At 47.4% G+C, this 12,902-nt stretch carries 13 protein-coding genes; 2 read left to right on the plus strand and 11 right to left on the minus strand.

Annotated elements, in window-relative coordinates:
- Window positions 1–9 precede the first annotated feature (9 nt).
- Window positions 10–1,126, plus strand: a protein-coding gene (gene prfB / locus QUB12_RS12505) for a peptide chain release factor 2 (RefSeq protein WP_333142128.1) whose coding sequence is annotated in 2 segments (ribosomal slippage) — window positions 10–81 and window positions 83–1,126 — 1,116 coding nt in all. Because the reading frame shifts where the segments join, the coding sequence is not laid out codon by codon here.
- 292 nt (window positions 1,127–1,418) lie between these two features.
- Complete coding sequence (gene rpsU, locus QUB12_RS12510; protein WP_006632476.1) at window positions 1,419–1,613, plus strand: 30S ribosomal protein S21; 195 nt, start codon at window positions 1,419–1,421, stop codon at window positions 1,611–1,613.
- A gap of 11 nt (window positions 1,614–1,624) precedes the next feature.
- On the opposite strand, the gene QUB12_RS12515 is transcribed toward rpsU, so the two are convergent.
- From QUB12_RS12515 to QUB12_RS12565, 11 genes are all read right to left on the minus strand, one after another.
- Complete coding sequence (locus tag QUB12_RS12515; RefSeq protein ID WP_333142127.1) at window positions 1,625–3,088, minus strand: AtzE family amidohydrolase; 1,464 nt, start codon at window positions 3,086–3,088, stop codon at window positions 1,625–1,627.
- A gap of 24 nt (window positions 3,089–3,112) precedes the next feature.
- On the minus strand, window positions 3,113–3,289 hold the full coding sequence (locus QUB12_RS12520) for a DUF4089 domain-containing protein (protein WP_193974111.1): 177 nt from the start codon (window positions 3,287–3,289) through the stop codon (window positions 3,113–3,115).
- Between the two features lie 118 nt (window positions 3,290–3,407).
- Window positions 3,408–3,860, minus strand: a complete 453-nt coding sequence (locus tag QUB12_RS12525; RefSeq protein WP_333306986.1) for a KGK domain-containing protein — start codon at window positions 3,858–3,860, stop codon at window positions 3,408–3,410.
- A gap of 98 nt (window positions 3,861–3,958) precedes the next feature.
- Window positions 3,959–4,411: a hypothetical protein gene (locus tag QUB12_RS12530; protein ID WP_333306988.1), complete on the minus strand. Its 453-nt coding sequence runs from the start codon at window positions 4,409–4,411 to the stop codon at window positions 3,959–3,961.
- Between the two features lie 11 nt (window positions 4,412–4,422).
- Complete coding sequence (locus QUB12_RS12535) at window positions 4,423–4,731, minus strand: hypothetical protein (RefSeq protein WP_333306990.1); 309 nt, start codon at window positions 4,729–4,731, stop codon at window positions 4,423–4,425.
- A 26-nt stretch (window positions 4,732–4,757) separates the two neighbouring features.
- The gene (gene codA / locus QUB12_RS12540) at window positions 4,758–6,023 is read right to left on the minus strand and encodes a cytosine deaminase (protein WP_333306992.1); all 1,266 of its coding nucleotides are present in this window, start codon (window positions 6,021–6,023) and stop codon (window positions 4,758–4,760) included.
- 194 nt (window positions 6,024–6,217) lie between these two features.
- On the minus strand, window positions 6,218–6,709 hold the full coding sequence (locus tag QUB12_RS12545; RefSeq protein ID WP_333142122.1) for an ureidoglycolate lyase: 492 nt from the start codon (window positions 6,707–6,709) through the stop codon (window positions 6,218–6,220).
- 99 nt (window positions 6,710–6,808) lie between these two features.
- Window positions 6,809–8,413: a cobyrinate a,c-diamide synthase gene (locus tag QUB12_RS12550; RefSeq protein WP_333306994.1), complete on the minus strand. Its 1,605-nt coding sequence runs from the start codon at window positions 8,411–8,413 to the stop codon at window positions 6,809–6,811.
- Window positions 8,414–8,801: 388 nt separating this feature from the next.
- The gene (gene opcA / locus QUB12_RS12555; RefSeq protein ID WP_333142120.1) at window positions 8,802–10,166 is read right to left on the minus strand and encodes a glucose-6-phosphate dehydrogenase assembly protein OpcA; all 1,365 of its coding nucleotides are present in this window, start codon (window positions 10,164–10,166) and stop codon (window positions 8,802–8,804) included.
- A gap of 207 nt (window positions 10,167–10,373) precedes the next feature.
- Complete coding sequence (gene zwf / locus QUB12_RS12560) at window positions 10,374–11,903, minus strand: glucose-6-phosphate dehydrogenase (RefSeq protein WP_333142119.1); 1,530 nt, start codon at window positions 11,901–11,903, stop codon at window positions 10,374–10,376.
- 3 nt (window positions 11,904–11,906) lie between these two features.
- A complete protein-coding gene (locus tag QUB12_RS12565; RefSeq protein WP_333142118.1) occupies window positions 11,907–12,752 on the minus strand; it encodes a hypothetical protein in 846 nt (281 codons plus the stop codon).
- Window positions 12,753–12,902: the final 150 nt, after the last annotated feature.

Genomic DNA, 12,902 nt, shown 5'->3' on the forward strand with positions numbered 1-12,902 from the left:
GAACTAACAGTGGAAGTTCTAGACATCAAACACAATATCGAAACTTTGTCCGATCGACTGGGTGCAACCCAGGACTATCTTTGACATCCCCGCACTTACAGCGAAAATTCAAGATTTAGAGCAAATCTGCGCCCAACCAGCATTTTGGGACGACCAAGATCGAGCCCAAGAAACCCTGCAAGAACTTAATGACTTCAAATCTCACTTAGACCAATATCGCGGCTGGCAAACGAGCTTGGAAGATGCTAAAGCTATTTTAGAACTGCTGGAGTTAGAAGCCGATGAGTCCCTGTTCCAAGAAGCCTCATCGAGTCTTTCTCAGTTAACCCGCGAACTCGACCAGTGGGAACTGCAACAATTACTATCTGGGCCCTACGACGAAGGCGGCGCTGTTTTGACAATTAACGCCGGGGCCGGCGGCACGGATGCTCAAGATTGGGCCGAAATGCTGCTGCGGATGTACACCCGCTGGGGGGAAAGTCAAGGTTACAAAGTACATTTAATGGAAATTTCCGAGGGAGAGGAAGCAGGTGTTAAATCGGCTTCTTTGGAAATTGTCGGCCGCTACGCTTACGGTTATATGCGATCGGAAAAAGGCACTCACCGCTTGGTCAGAATTTCGCCTTTTAATGCTAATGACAAGCGTCAAACCAGTTTTGCTGGCGTTGAAGTGATGCCAATTCTCGATCGATCCGTCAAGTTGGACATTCCCGAAAAGGATTTGGAAATCACGACTTCCCGCGCTGGCGGCAAGGGCGGGCAAAATGTTAACAAGGTAGAAACCGCAGTCCGCATCGTTCACCTTCCTACCGGCTTGGCCGTCCGCTGCACAGAAGAACGCAGTCAGTTGCAAAATAAGGAAAAAGCTCTGGCATTACTCAAGGCTAGGCTGTTGGTGGTTGCTAAGGAACAGCGGGCTTCGGAAATTGCCGAGATTCGCGGCGACATGGTAGAGGCAGCTTGGGGCAACCAAATTCGCAATTATGTTTTTCACCCATACCAAATGGTCAAGGATTTGCGTACTGGAGTGGAAACAACCGCCATCGCAGATGTAATGAACGGCGAATTAGACCCGTTTATTCAAGCTTACCTGCGGCAGGAAAATCAGTTGGTCAGTAGTCAGTAGTCAATTGACAGTAGTCAGTAGTCAGTAGTCAGTAGTCAGTAGTCAGTTGACAGTAGTCAGTAGTCAATGAGGACTTCAGTCCGCAAAAAAGCAGGACTTGTATTCCTCACTAGGAAAATTTGGGTTTGTAGTGAGGACTTCAGTCCGCAAAAAAGAAGGACTGAAGTCCTCACTACGAACCAATTTTCTGGTATGATTTTTGGGTTTTGGTCGATCGCCCGACCTTCAACAGGTCGCGCGGCCAAAAAGCTTGATATGATAAAACTTGATCTACCGAACAAAAGGAGAAATAATGACCCAAGTTGTAATAGGCGAAAATGAAGGGATTGAGTCAGCCCTGCGACGGTTTAAGCGACAAGTTTCTAAAGCGGGCATTTTCCCCGACATGAGAAAGCACCGCCACTTTGAAACCCCGTTGGAAAAGCAGAAGCGCAAAGCTATTGCCAGAAGGACTAAGAGACGCTTCCACCGCAACAACAAACCCTAGAATTATTAGCACTAAATTGATTCGGCAGATATAATGCCTTGCGATTCTAGTACCGCAGCGACTCGGAGAATCACCGCTTCGCTGTAGGGAGCACCAATAATTTGTACCCCCAAGGGCAAAGCGCCGGGCCGCTGTACGGGCACGCAAAGAACGGGCAAGCCAATAAATGATAGGGGTTGGGTGAACAGTCCGAGATTGGGACGCACTAAGATTTCTTGTCCGGCTATTACCATTTTCTCGACGCCAATTTCAGGGGCAGCTATCGGGGTTGCGGGTGCGAGGATGATGTCTGTGTGTTGGAATATTTCGCGAATTCGATCGCGGTACCACTGTCTGAATCTCTGCGCTTGCAAGTACCAAGTCGCAGGGATCAGGGTGCCCGCTAAAAAGCGATCGCGCGTCGCCGGATCGAAGTCTTGAGGGCGCGATCGCAAATTGTCTAAATGCAAGTTTCCGCCCTCGCAGGCGGTAATGATAAATGCAGCAGCCCTGGCGCGATCGGATTCCGGTATGCTGACAGTCGCAAGCCCCCCTATTTTTGGGGGGTTTGTTGTTTTTTCTGTCCGTATACCACAATCTAAGACATTTGTCAAGGCTTTAGCAACTATTTCTACAGCATCCATTGCTTCCGGTTCGGCCCCTGTGGCGAAATACCCGTCAGCAACAGCAATTCGCAATCCTTCGATACCTTGATTTAACTGCGGCGAACAAAGTTCTGGCGGGCGTTGAGTGCAAACTGGGTCACGAGAATCAGGGCCTTGCAGGATATCGTACAGCAGCGCCATATCTCTGATCGATCGCCCAAACGGCCCCACACAATCCAAACTACTCGAAAATAAATAAGCGCCAGCCCTGGACAAACGGCCGTAAGTAGGCTTAAACCCAAAGACACCGCACAAAGCAGCCGGTACGCGGATGGAACCGTTAGTATCAGAACCGAGAGTGATGGGTACAAAACCGGCGGCGACTGCTGCTGCGGAACCGCCGCTGGAACCGCCAGCGATGCGCGTAGTATCGTGGGGATTGCGAGTGGGCCCGTAGTGGCTGTTTTCCGTGACGAAACCGTAGGCGTACTCATCCATGTTGAGCGTACCTACGAGTACAGCCCCAGCTTGTTTGAGTCGGGCGACCACCGCCGCGTCCTGGGTAGCCGGAGGATTGTCAGCGTTGATTTTTGACCCAGCTAGAGTAGTAATTCCGCCGATGTCGAACAGGTTTTTGACTGCGAAGGGAACGCCTGCTAAAGGGCCTGGGTTTTGGTTATTTGCGATCGAATTATCTATATTTTCGGCTGCTGCGAGTGCGCTTGATGCAGTGATGGCAGTAAAGCAATTAAAAGCTTTATCCTTAACAGCAATCCGTTCCAAAGCAGCACTTACCGCCTCTGTAGCCGTAACCTTACCACATTTAACAGCCGCTGCCGTAGCAACCGCATCCGCCTTATCTAAAAAACTTCTGCGTTCATCTGCGTTCATCTGCCCTCATCTGCGGTTAAAAATCTAAGGTTCAAACACCGGCGCGACTTCTACTTCTGGGGGTAAAGGGAATTCAGTAACGAGTCGGGCGATCGCAGCTATTCTCTCGAAGTTTACCACAACACCGGGGCGGTGTTCCGGGTCTAAGGGTAAGTTTATCAGTTCGGCCGTGCGATCGACATATTCTTCTATATTTATCATTAGTCCCTCCCAAACAACATCAGCGTTCATCCGCGTACATCTGCCCTCATCTGCGGTTGAAAATCTAAGGTTCAGATATAGGTGCGATGATTATTGTATTGTAATCGCGATCGGGCTGTCAGTTATTATTGCTCAGTTTTTTGTATTCCTCGGATTGTCTGATATCATCTAGAGGGGATTTTTGCTTTGCTGGTTCATCAGGACAAAACTTTATACATACCTGCGTTTCCCCCGCATGGAAATTTTCATTAACTTTTATTTGAAGCTTTCCTTTTTGCCAACCCTTAGAACCAATTTTTAGAACTTGACAATCTATTCCTTCTTGAGGGGAGTTCCAGTCTATCTCCCCTCCACTAATTATTATTTCGTCGTTAATCCGTAGCTCTTTCATCCAATTAATTATTGATTTCTGGCGAGATTCCCTTATTGCAATAAGATCAAGTATCTCAATAAACTTGCTAGTGATTACCTCTGCAAAACTGCGTACCAGAAAAGTAGCTTTATCGAATAACAAAACATCATCGCCGTCTAGTATCTCATAGTTTTTATTGGATTCAAGTTGGTCGTCCATTTTTTTTCCAAAATTATGCTACTTCCTATTTGATACCATTTGAAGGTATGTGAGTCAAGGTGGTAAACAAATAATTTGCTAGAATAGCACTTTTCCACTCAAATACTGACAGTTTCCCGCAACTTCTCAACTGCAACATCCAGCGGAGGGAAAGCAAAATCCTCAGCATCCATTAATTCCTTAACCTTCTCAAAAATCTCAATCTCCGCCTCTTCCTGATCCGTTAGCTTATCATAAAAACAAGGGTCAGTAAACCACTGCTCAAAAGCAAACCTTAACACCCCATTCGGGTCAAGCATAAACTGCCAATACTTAGAAACTCGGTTATCAACTACTTCAAACAGCGGTGCCGGAGTCTGTATGGGATAATAGCTGTAATTATCATCACAAATATAGTACCAAACTCTTCCCTGCCACGAGCGGATTGCATAAACAACATATTCCTTGCCAACAGTCAACGGCAATTCAACCTTTTTAGTATAACCTCTTGCCGGATCAATATAATTTTCCGGCAGAACTTCCCCAGTATTAGCAATACAGCGAACAATCATAACTTGTCTACCTATAAATTCTTAGGTGCTATTTTAGGATATTGTCGTTTAAACTTTAATTCAACTTGTTGCAAAATTTTTGCATTTTCAAACCAGTGTATTTGTACGGAAGCTCCATTAATTGTAAAAGCCTGAATGCTCGTTATTTTGTACCAGTCTTCGGGATTACCTCCATAGAGGGCCACTAATCTGGAAACATCCCCTAGTATATCGTCAGGCCCGCCCTGAATTGCTCTACAATTACCAGCCTTAGCATCTTGCAGGAGCAATTGCTCTAGTAAATTTCTCGGACTCTCATCGGGAATAGCACCTTGATTCACAATTTAACAGCTTCAAATATTGTTTGTCAAATACCATAAGAACTAATTTTAGCAGGTGCAGTTTCCGCCAGCAACTTTCCCCGCGAAATCACATAGCGAACCGCAGCGCGCCTCCTAATTGCATCATAACAATCCTGAGCGTCCAACACAATCAAATTAGCAGGTTTCCCCGCCTCTATCCCATAATTATCATCTCCCATATTGAGAGTTTTAGCACCGTTGACAGTGACCATATTAAAACAAGCTGCAATCTCAGCCATTCCCGTCATCTGACAAACATGAACCGCCATATGAGCGACATCCAACATATTTCCCGTACCTAAACTATACCAAGGATCTTGCACGCAGTCGTGGCCAAAACTCACATTCAAACCCTGCAGCCACAACTCCTTAACCCGCGTCACCCCACGGCGTTTGGGATAAGTATCAGCGCGGCCTTGCAGAGTGATATTAATTAAAGGATTGGCGATGAAATTAATTCCCGATTTGGCCAAACTTCCCATCAGCTTAAAAGCATAAGCATTGTTATAAGAACCGAAAGCCGTCGTGTGGCTAGCTGTCACCCGCGAACCAGCCCCGCTTCTAATCGCACAAGCCGCTACAACCTCCAAAAATCTCGACTGTTCATCATCGATTTCATCGCAGTGAACATCTATTAATCTATTGTATTTTTCAGCAAGTTCAAAAATTCGCTCAACCGACTTCACCCCATCTTCCCGCGTCAACTCATAATGCGGAATCCCGCCGACAGCATCCGCACCCATATCCAAAGATTTCTCTAAAAGTTTGTCATTTTCTGGACTTCCGTAAATCCCGTCTTGGGGAAAAGCCACAACTTGCAGAGTCATCCAATCTTTGACTTGTTCTCGAACTTCCAAAAGTCCTTGCAAAGCAGTCAGCGTCGGTTCGCTAACATCAGCGTGACTCCTGACAAACAAAATCCCTTGAGACGCTTGCAGCCTTAAAGTTTCAACCGCCCGTTTTTTGACATCATCCAGAGTTAAACATTGCTTTCGTTCCCCCCAGATTTCAATTCCCTCGAACAAAGTGCCACTTTGATTCCATCGCGGTTCCCCCGCAGTCAAGGCAGAATCGAGATGAATGTGCGACTCCACAAAAGGAGGACTAACTAAATTGCCTTGAATGTCGATTTCGCGTTCCCCAAGTTCTGAGATGTGCGGCGAAACGGCGACTATTTGCTCATTCTCAATAGCAATATCTACCGTTGGGCGATCGCCCGCACCTAACAAACGACATTCGCGCAGAACAATGCTATACTTTTGCTCAGGCATGACAATTGCACTTAATTTAACACTTGTAAACTTTATCCTTCAAGCGTGGCGATTCCGCCTAGTGAGACAAAAAGAATTCCCCAATCACTTGCGAACCCCCTCCTTCTCCCCCTCTGCGTCCTCTGCGCCCTCTGCGGTTAAAAAATCTTACTCAAAAATCACCAAAAAGAAAGCGCAACTACCAATCGCCAACATCAGACAATCTCAAACTCCAGATTGTGATTTTTCACAAAATCAAAGGTAAAATGGTCAACCACATTAGTATCGCTCAATTCCAGATTGTAAAAATCAACAAAATCCGCATCAAAATACGGCCCAGCGTGCCAAGTCCCCACATCTAACTTAATAAAACAATTGCCCGGAATCCGAAAAGCAGCCATATCCTCTAAACTCGGTTTATCGCTATCCCCAGGAGGCGCAACCGCCATCAACCAATCCTTCCCCTCCAAAGAACCCAAACACTGAGTACATTGAACGTGCCGCGTAATTTTGCGAAACTTGCGACCTTCCTTATGGAGTCGCATAATGTAAAATCTAGGAACACCATTTTGCAAATTTAACTGAGCATCCTCAGCATCGAAAGACTTGCCATCAACAGCCGCAAAGATAACTTGACCGTAACTCCGAAAATTCTCCGGTGTCACCCATTGTGCGGACAACTGCTTAGTTGAAATTGATTCGCTCATAAATACCAACATCCCCTCCCTGCTTTCCATGAAAAACATTCTAATACAGTAACTCCTCTCTCTTCTCTTCTCTGCGCCCTCTGCGTCCTCTGCGGTTAATTAAATAAAAAAATCTAGTTCGCTTTCTCGATCGCCCAAAACACCCTTACAATCAAACTCAGCACACTGCTGCAAAAAACGAGCCGGAATATCAGGCCGAGCACCCCAATGCAAATGCAAATAAGAAGCGTGCACCTGACAAACTCCCCAACCTTCAGCAACCGCCTCAACCTCCCCCCGCTTCCCATACCTCCAACTGTGATAAACTGGATTACTCGGTTCAACAGTTAAATGCGATCGATGAAACTCATGTCCCCAAACCTCATCAAACGCAGTTAACACCGAACTATCCCTCACAGCCACAGCTTCTCGGTATCCCAGCGTCAAACGCTTTCCCATCGCAGCAGCAGTTTCCAACACTCCCGCCCCGGGCCAAGAATTGCCATCGAAGTCTACAATAGAATCACACAAATACATCAAACCGCCGCACTCCGCATAAGTCGGCATTCCCGAAAAAATCGCCTTTCTTACCGCATCCCGAATTAAAACATTACCGCTCAATTTCTCAGCAAACACTTCGGGAAAACCACCACCAAAATATAACCCTTGCACATTGTCAGGAAAAACCGAGTCATCAAGGGGACTCCAAAATACCAACTCGGCACCCAACTCTTCCAACAAATCAAGATTGTCCTGATAGTAAAAATTAAAAGCCCGATCGCGCGCAACTGCAATCCTCACTCCAAATTGTTTTCCCAAACAGTTGACAACATCATCTTTTTGAGTTACAATTCCCGAAGGGAGACTGTGCCTACCTGAAAGTTGCTCTGACCCCTCACCCCCCCCATTTCGAGTTGCAGCCAACAAAGGCAAAAGTTGCTCCCAGTCAAAACTAACAGCAGCCAAATCAGCCAGTTTATCGATCGCAGCGTGAAGATTCGGCAACTCCTCAGCAGGAATCAAACCCAAATGTCGATCGGGAATAGTAACAGCCTCATCCCTACGCAAAACGCCCAAAATCGGTAAATTGAGCGGTTGGAGAGCATCTTGAAGCAGTTCCAAATGTCGATCGCTCGCCACCCGATTTAGCACCAAACCAGCGAATTTAAGGTCAGGGTTAAAAGAACGAAAACCGTGGGCGATCGCAGCCACAGAACCAGAGAGCCGGCTGCAATCTATCACAAACAATACTGGCAAATTCAGCAAATAGGCCACATGAGCCGTAGAAGCAAAGGAAATAGAATAGTGTTGTTTTCCTTCTGGCTTCCTTAAATCCGTTAAATCCTTTACATCTGGTACAATCGTTGCCGAACTTCTATCGGTTACATCCGTTACATCCGTTACGAAATCCGTTGCCGAACTTTCTTCTTCTTTCTTCCGAGAAACACCATCAAATAGTCCCATCACCCCTTCAACTAAGGCATAATCGATATCTTGAATATGACGAGAAAAACACTTTTTTACATAAGATTCAGACGTTAATACCGGGTCTAAATTCCTACAGGGGCGACCAGTAACAAAAGCATGAAACATGGGGTCAATGTAATCCGGACCTACCTTAAACGATTGAACATTCAAGCCGCGACGGACTAAATAAGCTAAAAGGGCGATCGTTACAGTAGTCTTTCCCGCACCGCTGCGTTCGCCAGCAATTACTAAAGCCATAGTTCTAGTTAGTTAAAATAAATAATAGATAAGATTGCCAAAGTCGCTTTCCAATCAGGAAATTATCTGCGTTTATCTGTGTTAATCTGCCTTGCATCTGCGGTTTCTGTATCAATCAAAGATTTATGCAATCCTTCCTCATAAAAATAGACAGTTGATCAAGTTATGAGTATTGCTCTCGAACCGCTCAAATAATAACTATTTAACGAACCGCGAAGACGCCAAGAGCGCGAAGGAAGAAAAGAGAAGAATAAAAGTAGGGCAGACATTGCCTGCCCCACTGAATGTTAACTCAATCCGTCTTGCTTATTTTTTTCTCCTTTCTCCTGATTCCATCCATCCGTTACATCCGTTACATCCGCTACACAATCCGTTGCCGAACTTCTTTTTACTGTTTAGCCAACTTCAGCATTTGAGCCGTCACTGCCAAACTTTCTTCGTAAAGCACATCTCGGCCCCAACTCTGGAGGTGCTGGCCCAGCAACTGTTCCGTCACCTGATCGAACAGAGGACTCACCTGGTTAAACCGATCGGTTTGAGCGCCGCCCTTCGTTTCCATCCGCATACAGCCGCCCGCTTCCGAACACAGAACTGTACCGCAGTCAGCCTTTTCGTTTGTAGAATTCAAACGCACAGCAATCAAATCGCCCGCGACATCGCCCGTATCAGCAGTAGGAATAGCAGCCAACTCGGCTTCGACAACCCGTTCGTCGGGCCCCGCGAATTTAATTCGCTTGATTTGGTAATCGCCCTCTTCCTGTTTGAAAGCAACCGGACGCCACTGAAGCCGGCTCGCCAGCCAACCCAAATACATCAGCGCTTGAGTAGAATTGTCCTGTTCGTAATCGATCGTCACCCGATCGATTTCCCGAATCGCAGCGCGACGTTCCGGGGCGTCAAAAGCCTCAGCAGCCAACTCCTGCCATGCGGCCAGCCGGCGCCAATTGAGATCCGCGATCGGAATTCCCTCTTCGATCAGACTTTGCATCAACAGCAATTCCGCTTCACACTCGGCAAAGCTGCTAGAGTCAACAATCACAGAACTGCTAATTGTCGCCAGCCGTTGGAATAAACCTCGATCGGCATCGGGATTCGCCTTCCACCACAGCAGCGTCGGCAAATCACCGATAGTCAAGGCCGTCACGATGCCGCTCACCCGTTCCAGCGCAGCTTCCGTACCCCGCAGCGTAATGTACTCGCAGCAGATCAGATTGCCGCTGGTGCGCTTGTGAACCGGACAATAAGCAGCCACTTGAGCCTGCACGCCCGTATCTTCCCCCGCCGTCGGGCACAGAGCAATAATCCGGCAGGGATTGGCAGCCACGATCGCGTCAGCCACCCCCGAACCCCCGGAACCCAAGCCACTCGATCCCATCTCCTCGCCTTTTGAATTTTTGCGAGCCACTTCTTCCCGCAAAGTCGCCAGCAATTCCGCGTTAGCTTTGCCAGTTCTCGGCAGCCCGTAAGCTTTTTGAGCCGCCCTGATGCTAGATGCCGTCATCGGCCCGGTAATACCGTCCACCGGCCCGTCGTAAAACCCCAGATCCGCCAATAACTGCTGAGTTTCTTCCGGTTCGTAGACTACAAAAGTAAAAGTTGTTGCCCTAGTAGCGATCGGAAAATCGCCCTTAGACCCCGATTCTCTGTAACTTTCCCAAATTTGACTCAATTCGGCCTCTATTTGGTCGATCGACACATCTTTAGGACTTTGTAGCGAAACCAGGGGCGGAGCTTTCATCGGTGTCATCGTCATAAATCTTTTCTCCTTTCTTATTAGTCAGTTGTCAGTGGTCAGTTGTCAGTTTTCAGTTTTCAGTTTTCAGTTTTCAGTTGTCAGTTTTCAGTTTTCAGTTGTCAGTTTTCAGTTTTCAGTTTTCAGTTTTCAGTTTTCAGTTGACTGCCCACTACCCACTGCCCACTGCCCACTCACAACTGACCACTGACCACTGACTAATAACTCTTAAAGTCTTCGCCACTTACGACCGTCTCTGTTAATTAGCAGTTCTGCTTCCGCCGGTTCCCAAGTACCCGCTTCGTATTTAGGAACCAAATCTGGGTCGGTGGAGGATTCCCAATCCATCAGCGCCGGCGTTACCACCCGCCAAGCTTCTTCCACTTCATCAGAACGGGTAAACAAAGTTTGGTCGCCCAGCATACAATCAATTAACAGGCGATCGTAAGCATCCGAAGATGTCACCCCAAACGAAGAACCGTAACTGAAATCCATATCCACCGTCCGCGTCCGCAAATCCGGCCCCGGCATTTTAGCCTCAAACCTCAGCGAAATCCCCTCGTTCGGATGCACGCGCATAGTCAAAACGTTAGGAGTAGTTTGTTGGGCCGCAGACTGAAAGATTAGCAGCGGAACTTCGCGGAACTGAATCGCAATTTCGCTAACTTTTTTCGGCAACCGTTTGCCGGTTCGCAGGTAGAAAGGCACTCCCTGCCAGCGCCAGTTGTCAATCATAAACTTCATCGCCACAAACGTCGGCGTTGTCGAGTTGGGAGCAACCCCCGGTTCTTCGTGATATCCCGGCACGGGTTTGCCCTTCATCCAACCTGCGGAATATTGACCCCGAATCGCTGAGAACTCCAAGTTATGCAAATCGGCCAAGCGAGTTGCTTGCAGAACTTTCATCTTTTCGGTGCGGATGCTGTCAGCGTCGAGCGAGTTCGGCGGTTCCATCGCCGTCAGACAGAAAATCTGCATCAAGTGGTTTTGCAGCATATCCCGCAACGCCCCAGAGGATTCGTAGTAACCCGCCCGGTCTTCTACGCCTACTGTTTCTGCAACTGTAATTTGTACGTGATCGACAAATTGCCGGTTCCACAGCGGTTCAAAAATCGCGTTAGCAAACCGGAACACCATTAAATTCTGAACAGTTTCTTTACCCAAATAGTGGTCTATCCGGTAAACTTGCTGTTCTTGGCAAACCTTCTGCACAACTCGGTTGAGAGCTTTTGCCGAACTCAAGTCCCGGCCGAAGGGTTTTTCAATTACCAAGCGGTTTTTGACTGGATCGGCCAGCATTTGAGCCGCGCCCAGTTGCCTAATTGCTTCTGGGAAAAAGTTCGGGGAAACTGAGAGATAAAATATGTGATTGCCGCGAGTTCTCCTTTCTTCGTCGAGTTCCGCTAAGAAAGCTTTGAGTTTTTGATAGCTTTCGGGGTTGTCAATGTCGCCCGGACAGTAGTACAAACCTTTAGCGAATTCTTGCCAAAATTCTTCATTGCCAATGCCGCCGCCAAATTCTTCAATGCCTTCGCGCATTTGCTCTCGGAAGTAATCGTGACTCCAAGGGCGGCGGGCTACTCCCACGACGGTAGTTTCCGGTGGCAAGCGTCGATCGCGCTTCATCTGATAAATTGCAGGTACCAGTTTGCGCTGGGTGAGATCCCCAGAAGCTCCGAAGATTACCAGAATTTGTGGTTCCGGCACCCGTTCTTTTCGCAAACCGACGCGCAGTGGGTTTTCAAGTATTGCGACCATTTCTTATTTTGCTCCTTCCATAGCTGTCAACCTTACTGATAAATCCTGAATTATGGCTTCATATTTAGCCGTCAATTCTTTAATTTGAGCCTGATACTCAGATTTTATTTCGGCTCTGATTTCTTCCCTGAGTTCAGCCTTAAGTTCCTCTCTGAGTTCTCCCCTAACCTCCTCGCGAATTTTGTTCCTCTCAAAAGCCAGTCGAACTTCCCAATCCTTATCCCGCTGTAGCAGTTCAGCTTTTAGCTGCCTATTCTCTGAGCGCAACTGCTCTAACTCTAAAGCCACAGCAGCAGCACGCCTATCCCTTTCTCTGTTTTGCTGTCGGATTTGCTCTCTGAGCCGCTGATTGTCCGATCGCAACTTCTCGACTTCCGAAGCACTATCTTTAGGCGTTCGCCCGTTTCCGTTTGAAGGAAATCGCCGCTCTACCAGGCGCTGAACTGCTGCACCAGTGGGCATACTATTAGGCGATAACTCCAGAGCTTCTTGCCAAATTTCGAGTTGTAGCTCTGCGGGTAATCCTGTTAGAGGACGGACTTGATTTTCCTTTGTCGGAATTTTGAGACCAATTGGTCTCAAATTTTCGACAACCTGCGCTGCTGAAATAAATCGATCTGCTGTCCGTCTTCCGATGCCCCAGTTGTCAAGGCAATAAGCCTCAAAAGTCTTGTGAGTTTCACGGTACAGTTTCTCTTCCCGAATCTCATCAAGGGCTTTGCCAACTTCGTAAAATATCTGAAGTCCATGTTCGACAATGGATTCTAGTTCTTGAAGCCTTGTCCGTTCAGCTACATCAAGTTGGGCAGTGCCATATTCGGTTTCTACTAGGGTATTGATAGTTTGCATGGCAATTCCTCAGCGGTCGGAGATGGAAAATTCGAGTTGGAGCTTCTGGCGAGATTTCTGCTAGAGAAGGCAGTTGATTTTCCTCTGTCGGATTTTTGAGACCAATTGGTCTCAAATTTTCCCGGTTCGAGATTCAAAACTCAGCGCCAA

This window comes from Microcoleus sp. B7-D4, assembly GCF_036705125.1.
Classification (GTDB): Bacteria; Cyanobacteriota; Cyanobacteriia; order Cyanobacteriales; family Microcoleaceae; genus Microcoleus.

What these genes read in the sequence shown, in the direction of transcription:
- codA (WP_333306992.1), bottom strand. Translation starts at nt 6,023, where the DNA reads ATGCCTGAGCAAAAGTATAGCATTGTTCTGCGCGAATGTCGTTTGTTA.
- QUB12_RS12525 (WP_333306986.1), bottom strand. Translation starts at nt 3,860, where the DNA reads ATGGACGACCAACTTGAATCCAATAAAAACTATGAGATACTAGACGGC.
- rpsU (WP_006632476.1), top strand. Translation starts at nt 1,419, where the DNA reads ATGACCCAAGTTGTAATAGGCGAAAATGAAGGGATTGAGTCAGCCCTG.
- QUB12_RS12520 (WP_193974111.1), bottom strand. Translation starts at nt 3,289, where the DNA reads ATGATAAATATAGAAGAATATGTCGATCGCACGGCCGAACTGATAAAC.
- QUB12_RS12515 (WP_333142127.1), bottom strand. Translation starts at nt 3,088, where the DNA reads ATGAACGCAGATGAACGCAGAAGTTTTTTAGATAAGGCGGATGCGGTT.
- QUB12_RS12530 (WP_333306988.1), bottom strand. Translation starts at nt 4,411, where the DNA reads ATGATTGTTCGCTGTATTGCTAATACTGGGGAAGTTCTGCCGGAAAAT.
- QUB12_RS12565 (WP_333142118.1), bottom strand. Translation starts at nt 12,752, where the DNA reads ATGCAAACTATCAATACCCTAGTAGAAACCGAATATGGCACTGCCCAA.
- opcA (WP_333142120.1), bottom strand. Translation starts at nt 10,166, where the DNA reads ATGACGATGACACCGATGAAAGCTCCGCCCCTGGTTTCGCTACAAAGT.
- QUB12_RS12550 (WP_333306994.1), bottom strand. Translation starts at nt 8,413, where the DNA reads ATGGCTTTAGTAATTGCTGGCGAACGCAGCGGTGCGGGAAAGACTACT.
- QUB12_RS12545 (WP_333142122.1), bottom strand. Translation starts at nt 6,709, where the DNA reads ATGAGCGAATCAATTTCAACTAAGCAGTTGTCCGCACAATGGGTGACA.
- zwf (WP_333142119.1), bottom strand. Translation starts at nt 11,903, where the DNA reads ATGGTCGCAATACTTGAAAACCCACTGCGCGTCGGTTTGCGAAAAGAA.